Origin of the sequence: Agrobacterium sp. rho-8.1 (genome assembly GCF_033957725.1) — a bacterium.
Classification (GTDB): Bacteria; Pseudomonadota; Alphaproteobacteria; order Rhizobiales; family Rhizobiaceae; genus Agrobacterium.
On the sequence record NZ_CP192790.1, the window covers coordinates 30,542 to 46,920 of the forward strand.

Consider the following 16,379-nt stretch of genomic DNA (forward strand, 5'->3'; position numbering starts at 1 on the left):
GCGGTAGCGCACATCGGGCTGCCGCAAGAACTGCGGTTGTTTTTGACAACCGGCATTCTTGGCGGTTTTACGACCTTCTCGACGTTTTCGCTGGATGCTGTAGGGCTTTGGGAAAGGGGAGAGGCTAGCGCCGCCATCCTCTACGCCAGCGCTTCTGTCATCCTGGCATTCATTGCAATGTTCGCTGGCATGGTGCTGGTGCGTGGTATGGCTGGAGGTCAAACGGCATGAAAAGTATTTTTCTCGGCTGGCCCTTCTGGGCGCTATTATCGGCTGGCTTTGCGGCAATGACGGCTATCTTCGCAAAAGTCGGGGTCGAAAACGTCAATTCCGATTTCGCGACTTTCATTCGCACGATCGTCATTCTGGCGGCCGCCGGGATGATGGTCTATGTCACCGAAAATTGGCAATCGCCGGGTACGGTGTCCGGCCGTAGCTGGGTATTCCTTGTTCTATCAGGCCTGGCAACCGGCGCGTCGTGGATCTGCTATTTCCGGGCGTTGAAACTCGGTGATGCCGCACGCGTTGCGCCGATCGACAAGCTCAGTGTCGTCTTCGTCGCAATCTTCGCCGTACTCTTTCTAGGGGAGCGTCTGTCGCTTCCCAATTGGCTTGGCGTCTGCCTGATTGCCTGCGGCGCTATCCTCGTCGCTTACCGAGCCTAGAGCAGATCCGATGTCGAACCCACTTTGCCTCCCGATATGGCAGGTCTGGTACGCGTGGCACCCCGGTTCTGCCCGAGGATGATCGCGTATTCTGACTGGAGTATGTTTGGAGGCGATGGGATACGACGGCACGGCGATGATGGTATCGCTTGTTCGGAGCCACGAACAAAAAGACGCGGAAGCTGCGTCGCAGGAAACCTGAACCAGGAGGAAAACCATGCACATTGTTGCACTCATCCCACATCCTAAAACAGCCCTTTCCAGCCTGCTCATCGCCGACGCTGCATCAGCGGTCGAACCGGGATCAACAATCACGGCGCTCCATGTTTGCGTCGATCCCGCCAAGATCGGAGGCAGTGTAGAGGAAGTCGACATGCAGGAAATGCGGATCCGCGATGAGGGCACGGCCTTTCAGCGACGGAACGAGGTCAGAAAGATCTTCGAGGAGTGGTCGGCAGGGCGTGAACCGTCGCCGGCTGGCGCCAAGGTCGAGTGGGTGGAAGCTGATGGTGGAGAAGAAGACGGTGTCCGCAAACATCTTGGATCAGCCGATCTTGTGACCATCGCCCACCCGCAATCGATGGACGGCGGCGATGCCCTGCATGCGGCGCTCTTCGATCACCATAGGCTGGTGGTTTTTACGCCGGATACTAACGGCACTCCGGTTTCTTTCGGCCGCTCAATCGCCATTTTCTGGAGGGACGATGACGGAATACGTTCTTGCCTTCAAAAGGCCAGAGCTTGGCTCCGCGCTGCTGATACGTTGATAATTCTCGCAGCACACGAGAACGACATCTCAGAGGCGGTTGCGTTCTTTCAGACATTGCATGTCAGCGGGACAGGGCGGCTGCAGACCTCCGTGGCGAAAAACGCCGACGATTTTCTGGAGAAGGCCAATAGGGGCGGCGCGGATACGCTTTTGATGGGCGCCTACCGTCATGGCCTATTCCTCGAGACCGTCTTTGGCGGGGCCACGAAGACAGTGATGGATCACACAAGTTTGCCCGTGTTTCTCAGCCATTAGGCCTACGTACGACACATCCTCCTGTAGAACTTCGCCCTTGGAATCCGTTCTACCAGCCAAAGGGAGTTCAATATCCTTGAGCGCGGTGAGCGAGGAGAAAATTATTTTGCTGCCGGGTGGAATAACGCGTGATTGCCAGCGTCTCTCTCCTGTCATTTCAACAAGGAGATTATACTATGCGCAAAACAGTTCTGATGGCTCTGCCGCTCGCTTTTCTCATGTGCACCGGTGCAGCCCTTGCTGGCCCTGCCATGGACATGGCCAAAACCCGTATCGAAGCGATCGCCAAGGGCGATGTCGCGACAATCACCAAGGACTACGGTAAGGATCCTTCCCTTGCCTGGATTGGTGGTCCGCTCGACGGCACCTATGCGTCGGAAAAGGCGATAGCTGAAGTCTGGACCAAATTCTCGACGGCACAGGGCGAACAGACCGCCACAGTCGGCGAAGTCTGGGAGGCAGCCAATCCGAAGGGCGCGACCGTTGCAGCAAATGTTGTCTTTGCCGGCAAGAACAAGGTTCCCGTTCTCTATATCATGACCTATCGTGACGGAAAACTTGTCGACGAAATCTGGCAGGTTAACCCGCCTGCAAAGTAAGCCGAATGGTGGCCATGCCAGCATCCCCGGTATGGCCACCGATCCGAAGGGCTGATGATGTCGACAATGGCGATGCGACTGGAGGCGGAAATACCGGCACTGCGACGCTATGCCTTCGCGCTTCTGCGCGATCACAACCGCGCCGACGATCTCGTGCAGGATTGCCTCGAGCGTGCGATATCACGCTGGTATCTGCGTCGGACCGATGGTGACCTGCGGGCATGGCTGTTTACCATCATGCGAAACCTGCACATTTCGGCTGGACGCCAATCCCAGCGACGGGGGCCACACCACGAGCTCGATACCGTCACGCTCCCCGGATCGCCCGCCGATCAGGATCATGGCATCGCCGTACGCGATATACTCGAAGCGCTCGATAGGCTTTCCGACGATCAAAAATCGCTTCTGCTTCTGGTTGGCGTCGAGGATCTGTCCTATGAGCAGGCTGCCGCCGTCATTGGTGTTCCGGTAGGAACCGTGATGTCGCGGCTGTCGCGCGCCAGGCAGAAATTCCGATCCATTCTCGACAACAAGACGCCCGTGACCTTGCGAAGGGTAAAATGATGAACACCGGTTCGCCGATTGGCGAAGATGATCTTCAGGCTTACATCGACGGAAAGCTGACGCCTGACCGGCAGGCGCTTGTCGACGCCTATCTTGCTGGTCATCCTGAAGCGAGCGCAAGGGTCACGCAACAGCTTGCGGATCGGGAAGCTTTGCGTGTGCGGCTGTCTGAGAAATTCTCGGAGCCCATTCCAGCGCGGCTGCGCATCGCCAACCTTCAGTCCAATGCAGCTTTGCGAAGACAAGGTTGGTATCGCTCCGCCATGGCAGCTTGCATCTTCTTGGGAATGGGCCTGGCCGGTGGCTGGTGGCTAAAGCCTGAAGGCGTGCAAATCAACGCAGCGCGATTGTCCGAGGCGGGTTTCGCCGCGAACGCATCTGACGCCTATCGGACCTTCGTGGTCGAAGTAGCCCATCCGGTCGAAGTTGGAGCGGATGACGAGGCACATCTGGTCACATGGCTGTCGAAGCGATCCGGCCGGGCACTGACGCCACCGAACCTTTCGGCATTCGGGTATAAGCTGCTCGGCGGACGCGTCCTTCCGGGCGGTGGCGCTGCGGCTGCACAACTCATGTACGAGGATGACAAAGGCGAGAGGCTGGCCGTTTATCTACGCGCCGGCCAATCAGCGCAGACAGCGTTCACGTTTGAAGAGAAAAACGGCGTGTCCAGCTTTGTCTGGGTGGATCAGGGGTTCGATTTCGCGGTATCCGCCTCGGTCGATCGGGCAAAGCTCCTTCCGATCGCAACTGCGATCTATCAAGGAATGATTTGAATCCGGTCAATCTCAGTGCGGTATCAAAAATGACTGCGGCATTGTAAGAACGCCGCAGTCAACTTGTTTTGGGGTTGCCCATAACAGGTAGCCAAACTGTTAGTTGCTCTGCAAGACCGCATTTGCTGACGGTTCTGTTCCCTCAACGAGGATAACCTTAGGTGTCTTGGAGGCTTCGCCCGGTTTGACGATGGAGCGGGTCGGACTGGTGGCAGATGCCATCGCGGCACCTTTGGCATCCGTCTTGAACGCCACGATCGGTTCCGGCTGACCTTCGAACAACAGCGCATAAGCCGTGTCCGGCTTCAATTTCGAAACGCTGAGATCTACGATATCGATCAGGCCAAGATTGCGCGAGACGACCATTCCGCCGCCTTGCGCATCTGCGGCAGGCTTCAGCATAAGTGTGATGTTCTCCGGCATGTCCTTGCGTGGTTCAAGGTTTTGGCGGCCATCGCCTGTCGGGACCGCATCCGGAACGTAGATCAGCGCTTGTGGGGCCTGGCCTGAGGGGATATGGGCGATCTTCTCATTCTTCTGAGTGTCGATCACGTCCACCGCGTCGCCGTTTTCGAGGCCAACAAAGACGCGGCTGCCGTCGCCCGAACCCCAGACACCGTGCGGCAAGGCGCCGACGGGAATGGTGGCTATCAGCTTGGCCTCGTCGTCCAGCGTGTAGACTTTCACGACGTTCTCGCCGCCGATGGTCACATAAGCCAGAGTTCCGGCGGATGTGTCGGCGAACGCCAGATGGTTGGTGATCGGACCGCTATCGATCACGCCCTTGACTTTCAATGTCTTGGTATCAATTCGCGTCACCTTGCCGACATCCTTGTGGGTTAGCCAGGCTTCCTTTCCATCTGGCGTCACCTGAATGAACGGCGAGAATGGCGAGACCACCGGAATGGATGCAAGCAGCTTTTTCGACGCGACATCGAACACCTGAACGACCGGATTGAAGCTGTTGGCCACAAAGGCGCGCTTGCCGTCTGGCGTAAAGATGGTCATGCCGGGACCGCTCTCGGTCTTGATGCGATCGGTCTCCTTGAATGTCTTCGCATCAATGACCGAAAGGTAATCCTCGCCACGCACGGTTGCCCAGACGTGTTTGCCATCCGGCGTGAAGAAGGCCTCGTGCGGGTTGCGGCCGATATAGGCGACACCTTTGATCTTGTTTGTCGCGGTATCGATGAAGGTCACGGAATTGGTCACCGTCGAGACGGCGACGATGGTACGGTGATCCGGCGAGAAGCCAAGGCCGTGGACGTTGACCTCACCCTTGTAAAGCGGGCTCAAGACATTCGGGCGTGGGTCGCCGAGCTTGATCAGGCCGAGAAGCGTGTTGGTCGATGGGTCGATGACAGATACGGTGTTGCTGTTCTGGTCAGCAGCATAGACCCGGTCCTTGGATTCGGGCAGGGCAAAGGCTGGCGTGCTCGCCATCAAGGCGATCAGCAGGGCTGCGGAACGTTTCATTTCGAAGTCTCCGGGTTGGCGGCGACGGAGCCGCGCTGTTGTGTGAGCATCGAATTCATCAACTGAATTTCGTAAGCCTGCTCTGTGATGATCGACTGGGCGAGGTTTCGGATTTGCGGATCTTGGGTGGTGAGCAACACGGCCTTGGCCATGTCGATGGCGCCCTGGTGATGCGGGATCATTTGCGCCAGAAAATCGTGGTCTGGATTGCCTGTTTCGGGTACCGCCATCATGCCGGTATGCATTTTGTCCATGGCCACCTTCATGCTTTTCGAGAACGCAGTTGAAGGGCCGCTATCCTCCATGCTCATCGCCGGTTGGTGGTCGTGGAACTGCTCAGCAGTTGCACTTCCCACAATGGCAAAACTGGCAACAAGTATGAAACTGTAAACGCGCATGGCGGAATCCTTTTGGCTTTAGTGGATAAGAACGCTGTGGGTCGCCGTTTATTCCACTGCTCATCCGTATTTGTTCTCACGTCGGCGTGAGCGGTTGGCACGCGCGGTGCTATACCGGTCTGCGCGAAGAACGACGGAACGCGGATGGTGACTCGAGGCGTGCCGAAATACGGCTTGTTCATATGCCGCCAAGAGGATCACGCGTGTTGGATCCAATCGGCCTGTGAACGATGTCTGAAGGACGATACTCGCAGCGGATTGCGGTATGGAGAATGAACGGCCGGTTGGAACAGGGCGAAAAAGCAGACATTCTAAGCCGTTCGACGACGGCGCCCAGTCGTCCGTCTTTTCAGAGGAAAACCAGCCTGGTCGATCGTAGGAAAACTTCCTACAGGGAATTCCGCCACTCTCAGATTTTGGTTTCACTCCAGGCTGGCGGTGGCTTTCATGACTGCTTTGGCGACCTCGTTGAAACTCATTTTAATCCGAACCTGTTGGCCGTTGACGAAAAACGATGGCGTGCCGGCGACTCCGAATTTTTTGTTCGCTTCGGTTGTCGCAGCATTGAGCTTGTCGAGATAGGCCTGATCGGCGACAGCGCGATCGAAACCTGCGCGGTCGATGCCCATGCTAGCGGCGATCTCGCGCAATGCATCCTCGGCGTTGGCGGCGCCGGCAATCTCATCGAATTTCGTCATGAAGGACGATACCGTCTCGTCGAATTTGTCTCGGCCCCGCGCATTCGCCAGCATGAAGATAACGGCATCCACCGAGTTTCGCACGAAGGGCCGGTACGCGATCTTCAACTTACCCGATGCGACATATGTATCCTGCAGTTTCGGCAGGTCTCGTTCATGGAAGTCGACGCAGTGGCTGCAGGTTGGGGAGGAATAGACGACCAGCGTGACTGGAGCGGTCTTCTGCCCAACGAAGCTGTCTTGGAATACGGCCGGGGTCATCAAATCCTGCACGGGTTCGGCCTCGGCCGATGTCACGCATCCTAAGGCAATGCCGACGATCACGGCCATCATACGAAACGTCATGTCTTCTCCTGTTCGGTTACGAGAAAAAACACTCCGGCATGAGCAATGCCGGAGTGTTTCGATCATCAGTCGGCCTTGAGGCAGGGCGAGACGAAGAGCGAGCGGTCAAGAGTGCCCTTGATCGTCTTGGCCACGACCAGCAGCCACATGCAGACAAGTGCTATAACAAGAACCGCGCCAAAGATTGCGATAGACGACATCGGCACCATCGTTGAGAGACGAAGCGTGGCGACGGCGAACACGCCAAGCGGGAAGGTATAGCCCCACCAGCCGATATTGAATGGAAGGCCCTCGCGAAGGTAGCGCAGGGTGATCAGGACAGCAGTCGCCAGCCACCAGATGCCGTAGCCCCACAGGAGGATCGCGCCGAGGAAGCTGGCGCCACCGAAGGCCGGAGCAACGCTCGCCAATCCATTCGCCGACAACACGGCGGGTCCGGTCTGGCTCATGACGAGAAGACCAAGCGCACCGGTTCCGATCGGGCCGAGAGCCAGCCAGCTCGAGGCGGCCATGTTGACATGCGGAAGCTTGTGGACCGTCATGCGCAGGAAGAGGATGACGAGAACGCTCATGGCGAGCGGGACCGAACAGGCCCAGAGAACCAGGCTCGTCATCAGCACCGTCAACTGCGTCTGAGCATCGCCGATATGGGGCAGAAGCAGACCACCGCTGACGGCCGCTACTTCGCTTGCCACGATCGGCAGCAACCAGACTGCGGTCATCTGGTCGATCGAGTGCGACTGGCGCGTGAACATCATGAACGGGATGGCGAGGCCGCAACAAAGCGACAGAGCGACGTCAAACCACCAAAGCGTCGTTGCGATCGACACCGCCGTGTCGCCGATATGTGGGATGCCATAGATCAGGAAGCCATTGATGATCGTGGCCAATCCCATCGGAATGCAGCCGAAGAACATCGACACGACGGAATGGGAAAAGACCCGTCTTGCCTCTTGGAAATAGAGCAGCCAGCGTGCCGCGTAGAGCGTTGTGCAGGTTGCAAACAGCAGGATATTGAAGAGCCAAAGCGCCTGACCCATCGCGAAAAGCCCCGGATGCCCAGGAAACTGTGCGAAGGCGACCGAAAGGATGCCGGTGCCCATAGTGGTCGCGAACCAATTTGGCGTAAAGTTCCGTATGACATGGCCTTGCATAGGAACATCCGAGGCTGGCGCTACCGGCTCCTTGAAGGCAACAATCTTGTGCATCGAATTTCTCCTGATCGTCGAGGAGAAAATACGTGGGTACAACGATTAGTTCCAACGCATAGTTCAGGATATTTCAATCGCCGTTTCCGATTGATCTAGATTTGCGGCGGCAGCTTCGAAAGCCGCGTGAAGGCGGTCGCGCAGCGTCCGCGAGGTATTGATCAGCGTCGGGCTCGGATGGGGGCAGAGGATCACCTCGATGCCGGCATCCACCAGTACATCTTCAGCACCACTCGCCACCGCGCCCGCCAGGACGGCGACACGTAGGTTCGGCAGCAGCGGCAGAAGGCCTGCAAGTCCCTTGATGCCCTCGCGCCGCTCGCTGGCCACGATCGAGCTTCGGGTTGCGCGGACCCACGGGACCGTATTCCACAGAACGATGTCCCGGCGCGATATCCCTGCGCCAGTCAGTGCCTTGCGCAGGTTCTTCGCCGTGCCGGTCGGGTTATCGATCGAAACGAAACGCTGGCCGCGTTCAACCGGACTTGGTCCAGGCGTCTCCAAAAGGATCAGCAGTCTTGCGCTGATACCGCCATCGTATGGATCGAAGTTCGGCATATCCCGGTCGGAGTTGAGCTGAACGTGCTCCCGGAAGGCGTTCAATGGCTGCATATGCGCACTGTCAAGCGCGGCCAACCGCTCCTCGCGTCGATGCTCGTGCCAGAGCGTATCAGGTCCGCGATAGGTCATCGTGTCTATTCCGACAACAGGGCTTCGAACGCATCGGCCGCCTTGGAGCGATACCGCTCCTTATGCCGGAGCAGGAAGAATGGGCGCGGAAGCGGAGAAGCATTGGCCTCGACCAGCAGGCCGCTGTTGAGTTCGGTCTGGGCAGCACTTCGCGATGTCAGTGTTGCCCCCATGCCGGCCTCGACTGCGCCGAGCACGGCCTCGTTTCCGGGCAGGACAATTGCAACGTTCAACGCCTGCAGCTTCAATTTCTCTTTCGTCATCATCGTCTCGAAGGCGAGCCGTGTTCCCGATCCGGGTTCGCGAAGAACCCATGTCGCGTCTTCAAAATCGGCCTTTCCGAGCTTTTTGCCTTTGGCCCATGGATGAGTTGGCGACACGACGAGGATCATCTCATCCGTGGCGATCATGCGCGACGACAAGGCCGGTCTGTCGACCGCGCCCTCTACAACGCCGAGCTCAACCCGCCCTGCCTCAACCGCGTCGCCTACCGCCTCGGTATTGCCGATCCCGACGTCGAGACCGAGACCAGGATAGCGTGTGTGGAACGTCGCAAGCCTGGAGGGCAGCCAATAGGCGCCAACAGTCTGACTCGCCATAACCGACAATTCCCCGCGCAAAAGTCCGGCAAGGTCGCTTAGCGCAGACTCGGCGGCTTTCGCTTCAGCCAAGACCTGAAGTGCATGCTCGAGAAAGATCGTTCCGGTTTGATTGAGAACGATAGAACGACCGATCCGGTCGAACAAAGCCACGCCGTGCCGTTCCTCAAGCGCGATGACCGCAGCACTGACGGCCGACTGCGTCATGTTCATCGCTTTGGCAGCCTTGGTGATGTGCTGTTGGCGGGCGACTTCGGCGAAGATGCGCAACTGGTCGAGGGTCATGAGGATAGCAACCTTGAATCGGCTCCGAGTTATAATCGATTTATCCGAATGTTCGTAGCAAAATTATGCGATGGAACTGATGCAGAATGGCGCTAGTTTTCTCCTACCAGACACGGAGGAAATACCATGCTGAAATCCATCATCACCGGCGCGGTGATGCTTGGCGCCACGACAGCACCAACGCTTGCCGCCGATATCCACGTCTATGGTCCCGGTGGACCACTCCCTGCCATGAAGGAGGCGGCAGCCGCCTTCGAGAAAAGCTCCGGCAACACGGTGATCGTTACCGCCGGCCCAACGCCGCAATGGATCGGCAAGGCTAAAGACAATGCCGACCTGATCTTCAGCGGCTCAGAGACGATGATGTCGGATTTCGTGAAGGCGATGGACGGCCAGATCAAGGACGCCGATGTCGTACCGCTCTACTTGCGTCCTTCCGCTATCCTGGTGCGTCCGGGGAACCCGGAGAAGATCACCGGCCTCGCTGATCTGTTCAAGCCCGGCCACAAAGTGCTTGTCGTCAATGGTGCCGGGCAGAACGGTCTTTGGGAAGACATGGCCGGCCGGACCGGTGACATCGAGAAGGTGAAGGCCCTTCGCGCCAACATCAGGACCTTTGCCGCCAACAGTGCCGAAGCCAAGAAGGCCTGGACCGAGGACAAGTCCTTCGATGCCTGGATCATCTGGAATATCTGGCAGGTCGCCAACCCAGAACTCGCAGACGTCGTCGAGGTCGAACCGGACTATCGCATCTACCGAGACACCGGGATCGTGCTGACCGAGCGCGGAGGCAAGAATGCCGACGCCAAGGCGTTTTCGGAATTCCTTCAGGGCACCGAGGCCAAGGCGATCTTTGCCAAGGCCGGCTGGACCACGCCCTCGAATAACCTTATCCCGTCTCAGGAAAGATAATGACAATGCAATCCACTCCCAAAAAGATCGCCGTGACCGGTGCTGCCGGCCAGATCTGCTATTCCCTGCTGTTTCGATTGGCGAATGGTGACCTTTATGGCAAGTCGCAGCCGATCGAACTGCGGCTGCTCGATTTGCCTCAAGCCCAGGACGCCGTTCGCGGCGTCGTCATGGAACTGGAGGACTGCGCTTTTCCGCTGCTACACAGCATCGTCACGACCGACGATCCTCGGCAAGCGTTTGACGGTGTCGACGCAGCGTTTTTGGTCGGGTCCCGGCCGCGGTCAAAGGGAATGGAACGGCGAGACCTGCTTGCAGCGAATGCAGAGATCTTTAAGGTGCAGGGGAGGGCGATCAACGAGGTCGCCGGACGACAAGCTAGAATTTTGGTCGTTGGCAATCCGGCCAACACCAACGCTTCCATCCTGATCGCCAATGCGCCGGACTTTAACCCAAGGCAGGTCAGCTCGATGATCCGGCTTGATCACAATAGGGCTTTGACTCAACTGGCGCGCAAGGTCGGCTGTGGCGTCGGCGACATCGATAAGCTCGTGATCTGGGGCAATCACTCGCCGACCATGTTTGCCGACTGGACCTACGCAACGGCTGCCGGCAGGCCCCTGCCGGACACCATCGGCGACGACCATTGGTACAAGGAGGTGCTGATCCCTGAGGTCGCAAGGCGGGGCACTACGATCATAGAGGCGCGCGGCGCGTCCTCTGCAGCATCTGCCGCCAATGCAGCGATCGATCAGATGCGTGATTGGATGCGTGGTACTGATGGGCGCTGGACATCGATGGCTGTTATATCGCAGGGGCAGTATGGCATACCGGAAGGGCTTGTGTGTGGCGTACCTGTGATGTGCAAGGACGGTGACTATAGCGTCGTTGAAGGTCTCGATCTGGACGGGTTTCAGAAAAGTATGCTGGACAAAACGATAGAAGAGCTTGTCGGCGAGCGCGACGCTTTATCCTGATATCGCGGGATGCGGAGGCTGGCACAAAAGATGTGCGGAGATTGCACGCCTATTCTCCGCCTAATTTTGGAGAATAGGCGCCAGCCTCAGAAGAGGCGAATGCCACCACGACGATCAGCGAGCTGCAGTTTGACGGGCCGGTTCGATTTTATCTTTCATAATCCGCTTTGACCGCCGAATGGGAAGGACGAAGCCCTCATCCAGATAGGCGTCGTCGGGAATGAAGCGCTCGAACAAGCGTATCCGGCTGGAAACCGAGTCGGTAGAACTGCGATCAAATCTCGTCGCCAAGGCCATTTCGGCGGATTGTTCGTCGCAAGGATATTCGCCACTGTACCGATAGAACGATTGATTATCTGTTCAAAGTATTGCGCTTCAATTGTCACCGGCACCTTGGACGCCCGCCGCAGGTCATAAGCGCAAGAGGTGCAGACATGCTGGCCGACAAGCCGTGGCTGAGCGAAGGCAGTAATTCCGCGGTGGCACGATGGGCAACGGTCGCGTAATCCGCACCCGTGGATAAAGCAGGAGATTCTAGTCGAGTGTCGCCATCGCCTCCGAAAAATATGGGGGCTGATCAGAACCGAGGCACGCAGGACAGAATTGCAGCCACGTCGAAGCAGCACGACGGGCTTTGATGACCAGTGGTAGCGGCATGTGTCTGTAATCACATGGCTGCAAGGCCATTGACGACAATCGGTCTCTCGCAATTCCATTGAGGCGTGGCCGTAAACAGCCATATTTTCCTGGCGGCGAATCTCACATTAAGTGCCAAACAGAAGCCAGAGTCTCAAATTAAATGCCAAGTCTCAAATTAAGTGCCGGGCTATCTTACTGAAACTGTTAGGACTGGAATCTCACGATTAAATGCAAAACGACACCTTCAACATCGTGCATTCCTCCCCCTTGAAGTTTTTTGACGGTCTTAAGCCCTGTAGGCGACGAGAACGGCGCCTCCCGCGATCATCACGACACCGAGCCAGTTCGGGAGCGTCAGGCGCTCACCGAGAAGCAGCACAGCGAAAATGGACACGAACACCACGGACAGCTTGTCGATCGGCGCGACGCGGGCGGCGTCACCAAGCTTCAGCGCCCGGAAGTAGCAAATCCAGGATGCGCCCGTGGCAAAACCGGAAAGTACAAGAAATAGCCAGCTTCTGGTCGAGACCGTCGACGGCTCCTGCCAATTTCCGGTGATATAGACCATCGCGCCAGCGGCCAGCAGGATGACGATGGTGCGAATGAAGGTGGCGAAGTCGGAATTGACGTTTTCGACGCCGATCTTGGCGAAGATCGCCGTCAGGGCTGCAAAGCCGGCCGAAAGGAGGGCCCAGAACGTCCAGCTTGTAAGGAAGATTTTCATGCGGCTTGTCCATGTCCGGCCATCCGGATCAGCATGAGGCCGACAAAAAGTCCCGCCATCGACAGGACCAGCGAAAGAGCGACATATCCGGCAGCAACACCCCATTGCCCGCGTTCCCACAGCGTCACGGCATCCAGCGAAAAGGTCGAGAAGGTGGTGAACCCGCCGAGCAACCCGGTGGTCAGGAACAGGCGCAACTCCTGTGGCAGGCCTGAGCGAAACACGAAAAATTCCGTGAGCAGGCCCATGACGACGGAGCCGACAACATTGACGGTGAGTGTGCCGTAGGGAAAGCCGAAGCCGAACAGGCGCGCCGCTCCCATGTTGACGGCGTGCCGGAAAACACCACCGATACCTGCGCCAAGGAAACGATCAGATAAACCAAGATCGCGCCTCCTTCAGGATGTCGTGACTTTGAGCGCTTCTGCCGTTTCGACGTCGTGATGGACGACATCCCACTGTTCCAGGTGCTTGTAGACGATCACCTTGTGTTTCAGGACCGCGCCATGGGTCCGGCAGAACTCTTCGAGCTGGTCGCGTGATGCAATCATCTCGACGCACATAGTCAGATCCGGATTGGGGATCTCGAAGCCCTCGTCCTGAAGCTTACCGCTGTTCGAATAGCCAAAATGCGTATGGTGCGCGACGGCATTCTTGATGCCGGCCGACTTCGCCTGCACGACCAATTCCCGGTAAAGAGGCTTCGATCCGAACCAACCGCCCTTGCCGGGCGTCTTCTCACGCGGCTTCATGTAGATACGGACCATGCCAATTTCGGTAGAATGCAGCTTGTGTTGCTTCACGATGATGGGCCTTTCGTTGAGTGTTGCGGTTGTGGCGATCGACCGGAGACGGACCTTTCCGACGATTTCGCCGAGGCTCTGAGTCCGCATGTCACGCATGTGGCGAACCGAGATGTCGGGAGGAATATCGTTGGCGGCAGCGGTTTTCGGAACGCCGACGCGCTGCGACAGGTAGATGCTGGAATGGCCACTGCACAGATAGGCAACGAAGCAGGCGACAGCGAGGTAGACCGAATGGGTGGCGCCGAAGAGCTCAATCCCCATGATCATGCAAGCCAGCGGCGTATTAGTGGCGCCGGCGAAGACGGCCACGAAGCCAAGTGCCGCAAAAAGATCGACCGGTGCGCCGAGAACACCGGCCAGCGCACTGCCGAGACCTGCGCCGATGAAGAACAGCGGTGTGACCTCGCCGCCCTTGAAACCGGCGTTTAATGTGACGATCGTGAACAGCGCCTTCCAGGCCCAGCTCCAGTAATCCACGTGATTGGGACGGAAAAAGCCTAGGATCGTCGCGTCGTCGGGATTGGGGGACCAGACACCCAGACCGAGATATTCCCGCGTACCGAGGAGGTAGACGAGGCCCAGCAATATGGCGCTGGCGAGTACCGGACGCAGCGGCGCATAAGGCAGGATCGCCTTGTAGGCGGACGACGCGAGGTGGGAAAGTTCGGCGAAGAAATGGGCCGCCAGGCCAAAAGCCAAACCGGCAGTGACCACTTTGAGCAGGAGGAGGGCATCGAGGTGGAAACCGACCGCTTCTCCAACGCCGCCGAGATAGGCAATTGCGTAGTGGGTGTGGCCGATGCCCCATGCATGGCAGGTCCAGTCGGCAACGACGGCAGCCAGCAAAGCCGGCAACAGGGCCTCATACTGCATCCGGCCAATGGTCAGGACTTCGAGCGCGAAGATCGCGCCGGCAATGGGTGTTCCAAACACCGCACCGAAGCCTGCAGCAATGCCGGCCATTAGCAGAATGCGCGCATCGCCCGGCGTCAGCTTGAACATCTTGCCAAAAGCGCTGGCCAGGCTGCCGCCGAGTTGGACCGCGGTTCCCTCGCGACCGGCCGAGCCGCCGACGAGGTGGGTAAGTACGGTGGTGACGAGGATGAAGGGCGCCATGCGCAGCGGCACGCCGCCGCCCGGCTCATGGATCTGGTCGACGATGAGGTTGTTGCCACCCTCCGCCGATTTACCGAATTTCTGGTAGGCCCAGACCATCGCAAAACCTGCGACAGGCATGCCGTAAATCAACCAGGGAAATTCGAAACGAAGCTCCGTTGCCCGGTCAAGGCTCCAGAGAAACAGGGCTACGAGCGAGCCGACGGCAGCAGCCATCGGTACGACGATCACGATCCATTTCGCGAGGCTACGGACCTGGGCGATACGAAGTCCGAAAAATGCAGAAAACGCCATCAGATGGACGCTCCCGCACGGTCACATTTCGTCTTGGAGGACAGGTACAGAATTCTAGGCACGACTCTACTCCTTCGCGTGTTGCGCGTTGAGTAGGAGTCATCAGCTTCATCGGGGAAGCGGTTCGGCGTAATGCCCGGCAGAATCCATTACCGTTGTGACTTCAATAGCCAATTGATCCGAATAATGTCAATCCCACTCACCATGGTGAGCGGGATTGCTTGGCACGGTGGCCACATCTTCGACCTGAACGCAGTTTTTTAAGTGATACCGATTTATCTCAGCACATATTTGGGGGGTGCGGAGGTCGGAGAAGGTCGCGGGAGAGTAATAGCAACTCAGACCGCACGCCTCGCTCGCCGGCCCGAGACGGTCAAAAAGACCGCACCCAAAAGACCGGACACAAGCGACCCCATCAGGATCCCGATCTTGACGTGATCCTGTACAACTGGATCGCTGAAGGCCAGCAGGCCAATGAAAAGGGACATCGTAAACCCGATTCCACACAGCAGGGCCACGCCGGTCATCTGACCCCAACTGGCGCTCGCTGGAAGATCGGCTAGGCCCAGTCTTACCAGAACGACCACTGTTCCCAGAACGCCGACCAGCTTTCCGAGCAACAGGCCGGCCGCTACGCCCATTGTGAGCGGCTCTTCGAAGACCGACATCGATAAACCGGCAAACGAAACACCTGCGTTGGCAAAGCCGAAGATCGGCACGATCGCGAAGGCGACCGGCTTGTGCAGCAAGTGTTCGAACCTGTGCAGAGGTGATTCATCGTGTGTGGCCTCCGGCGTCCCCGGCGTCAGCTTCAGCGGTATCGTCAACGCCAGCAAGACACCTGCAAGGGTGGCATGCACGCCTGATGCGAAAACCAACACCCACAGGACCGCGCCGAGGGCGAGATAGGGCCAGAGGGCCTTCACGCCCATGCGATTGAAGATGATCAGATTTCCAACGACGAGGCCCGCGCCAGCCAATGCGAGCAGGTTCAGTTCCGCAGTATAGAAGAGAGCGATAACCACAACGGCGCCGAGATCGTCGATGATGGCCAGCGCCGCCAGAAATATCTTCAGCGATGCGGGAACACGATTACCGAAAAGGGAAAGGACCCCAAGAGCGAAGGCGATATCGGTCGCAGTCGGGATTGCCCAGCCACGGATAGCTGTCGGGTCGCTCCAGTTGAAGTAGAGGTAAAACAGTGCCGGAAACAGCATGCCTCCTGCAGCAGCCGCGCCTGGCAAGACGCGCCGGCTCCAGCTTGAAAGCTGGCCGTCGAGCATCTCGCGTTTGATCTCCAGGCCAACCAGCAGGAAGAAGACGGCCATCAAGGCGTCGTTGATCCAGTGCTGGATGCTCAGCGGGCCGACATAGACGTGCAGCACATGGAAGTAGCTCTCTGCCAACGGCGAGTTCGCCGTGGCAATTGCCAGAGCAGCAACTGCCATCAGGATGATGCCCCCCGATGCTTCATTATCGAGGAACTGACGGAGAGTGGATTGAATGCGGCCCTGAGAAAATGTCGAAGACATGGGTTCGCGCTCCTTGTGAGAGGTTGATCGAAGTATCCGTCAATTTCGGGGG

Annotated in this window: 18 protein-coding genes and 1 riboswitch; of the genes, 8 read left to right on the forward strand and 10 right to left on the reverse strand. The window is 58.0% G+C overall.

Annotated features, from left to right (window positions below; all coding sequences use genetic code 11):
• Positions 1-36 precede the first annotated feature (36 nt).
• From RMR21_RS22800 to RMR21_RS22825, 6 genes are all read left to right on the forward strand, one after another.
• On the forward strand, positions 37-231 hold the full coding sequence (locus tag RMR21_RS22800) for a fluoride efflux transporter FluC (protein WP_052496826.1): 195 nt from the start codon (positions 37-39) through the stop codon (positions 229-231).
• Positions 228-665 carry an EamA family transporter gene (locus tag RMR21_RS22805; RefSeq protein ID WP_042617843.1) on the forward strand — a complete coding sequence of 146 codons (438 nt, stop codon included), beginning with the start codon at positions 228-230 and terminating at the stop codon, positions 663-665. The genes RMR21_RS22800 and RMR21_RS22805 overlap by 4 nt, the downstream gene beginning before the upstream one ends.
• Before the next feature lie 217 nt (positions 666-882).
• Positions 883-1,689, forward strand: coding sequence for a universal stress protein (locus tag RMR21_RS22810; RefSeq protein ID WP_042617844.1), 807 nt, complete (start codon positions 883-885; stop codon positions 1,687-1,689).
• Between the two features lie 176 nt (positions 1,690-1,865).
• Entirely contained in the window at positions 1,866-2,288 is a 423-nt protein-coding gene (locus RMR21_RS22815; protein WP_042617845.1) for a nuclear transport factor 2-like protein, read from the forward strand.
• Positions 2,289-2,345: 57 nt separating this feature from the next.
• The gene (locus RMR21_RS22820) at positions 2,346-2,852 is read left to right on the forward strand and encodes a sigma-70 family RNA polymerase sigma factor (RefSeq protein ID WP_042617877.1); all 507 of its coding nucleotides are present in this window, start codon (positions 2,346-2,348) and stop codon (positions 2,850-2,852) included.
• Entirely contained in the window at positions 2,849-3,628 is a 780-nt protein-coding gene (locus RMR21_RS22825; protein ID WP_042617846.1) for an anti-sigma factor family protein, read from the forward strand. The genes RMR21_RS22820 and RMR21_RS22825 overlap by 4 nt, the downstream gene beginning before the upstream one ends.
• A gap of 99 nt (positions 3,629-3,727) precedes the next feature.
• On the opposite strand, the gene RMR21_RS22830 is transcribed toward RMR21_RS22825, so the two are convergent.
• From RMR21_RS22830 to RMR21_RS22855, 6 genes are all read right to left on the reverse strand, one after another.
• Positions 3,728-5,104 (reverse strand): YncE family protein, encoded by a 1,377-nt coding sequence (locus RMR21_RS22830; protein WP_092937832.1) that lies wholly within the window; start codon positions 5,102-5,104, stop codon positions 3,728-3,730.
• On the reverse strand, positions 5,101-5,502 hold the full coding sequence (locus RMR21_RS22835) for a DUF305 domain-containing protein (RefSeq protein WP_042617848.1): 402 nt from the start codon (positions 5,500-5,502) through the stop codon (positions 5,101-5,103). The genes RMR21_RS22830 and RMR21_RS22835 overlap by 4 nt, the downstream gene beginning before the upstream one ends.
• 422 nt (positions 5,503-5,924) lie before the next feature.
• Entirely contained in the window at positions 5,925-6,545 is a 621-nt protein-coding gene (locus RMR21_RS22840) for a DsbA family protein (RefSeq protein WP_052496827.1), read from the reverse strand.
• A 65-nt stretch (positions 6,546-6,610) separates the two neighbouring features.
• Positions 6,611-7,753, reverse strand: coding sequence for a TDT family transporter (locus tag RMR21_RS22845; protein WP_082249874.1), 1,143 nt, complete (start codon positions 7,751-7,753; stop codon positions 6,611-6,613).
• Positions 7,754-7,816: 63 nt separating this feature from the next.
• Positions 7,817-8,443: a uracil-DNA glycosylase gene (locus tag RMR21_RS22850; protein ID WP_042617849.1), complete on the reverse strand. Its 627-nt coding sequence runs from the start codon at positions 8,441-8,443 to the stop codon at positions 7,817-7,819.
• Positions 8,444-8,448: 5 nt separating this feature from the next.
• Complete coding sequence (locus tag RMR21_RS22855) at positions 8,449-9,327, reverse strand: LysR family transcriptional regulator (RefSeq protein WP_042617850.1); 879 nt, start codon at positions 9,325-9,327, stop codon at positions 8,449-8,451.
• 126 nt (positions 9,328-9,453) lie between these two features.
• Between RMR21_RS22855 and RMR21_RS22860 the strand changes: the two genes are divergently transcribed.
• Both RMR21_RS22860 and RMR21_RS22865 read left to right on the forward strand, forming a co-directional pair.
• Complete coding sequence (locus RMR21_RS22860) at positions 9,454-10,239, forward strand: substrate-binding domain-containing protein (RefSeq protein WP_042617851.1); 786 nt, start codon at positions 9,454-9,456, stop codon at positions 10,237-10,239.
• A gap of 5 nt (positions 10,240-10,244) precedes the next feature.
• Positions 10,245-11,216, forward strand: a complete 972-nt coding sequence (locus RMR21_RS22865; RefSeq protein ID WP_042617880.1) for a malate dehydrogenase — start codon at positions 10,245-10,247, stop codon at positions 11,214-11,216.
• Positions 11,217-12,141: 925 nt separating this feature from the next.
• On the opposite strand, the gene RMR21_RS22870 is transcribed toward RMR21_RS22865, so the two are convergent.
• The 4 genes from RMR21_RS22870 to nhaA all read right to left on the reverse strand — a co-directional run bounded on the left by RMR21_RS22870 (position 12,142) and on the right by nhaA (position 16,327).
• Positions 12,142-12,579, reverse strand: coding sequence for an EamA family transporter (locus RMR21_RS22870; RefSeq protein WP_110807941.1), 438 nt, complete (start codon positions 12,577-12,579; stop codon positions 12,142-12,144).
• Positions 12,576-12,902 carry a fluoride efflux transporter CrcB gene (gene crcB, locus RMR21_RS22875; protein ID WP_082249875.1) on the reverse strand — a complete coding sequence of 109 codons (327 nt, stop codon included), beginning with the start codon at positions 12,900-12,902 and terminating at the stop codon, positions 12,576-12,578. Before crcB ends, RMR21_RS22870 begins: the two co-directional genes overlap by 4 nt.
• A 75-nt stretch (positions 12,903-12,977) precedes the next feature.
• Complete coding sequence (locus RMR21_RS22880; RefSeq protein ID WP_110807942.1) at positions 12,978-14,795, reverse strand: voltage-gated chloride channel family protein; 1,818 nt, start codon at positions 14,793-14,795, stop codon at positions 12,978-12,980.
• Positions 14,796-14,881: 86 nt separating this feature from the next.
• Positions 14,882-14,958, reverse strand: a riboswitch (Fluoride riboswitch).
• A 175-nt stretch (positions 14,959-15,133) separates the two neighbouring features.
• Positions 15,134-16,327 (reverse strand): Na+/H+ antiporter NhaA, encoded by a 1,194-nt coding sequence (gene nhaA, locus RMR21_RS22885; RefSeq protein ID WP_042617856.1) that lies wholly within the window; start codon positions 16,325-16,327, stop codon positions 15,134-15,136.
• Between the last annotated feature and the right edge of the window lie 52 nt (positions 16,328-16,379).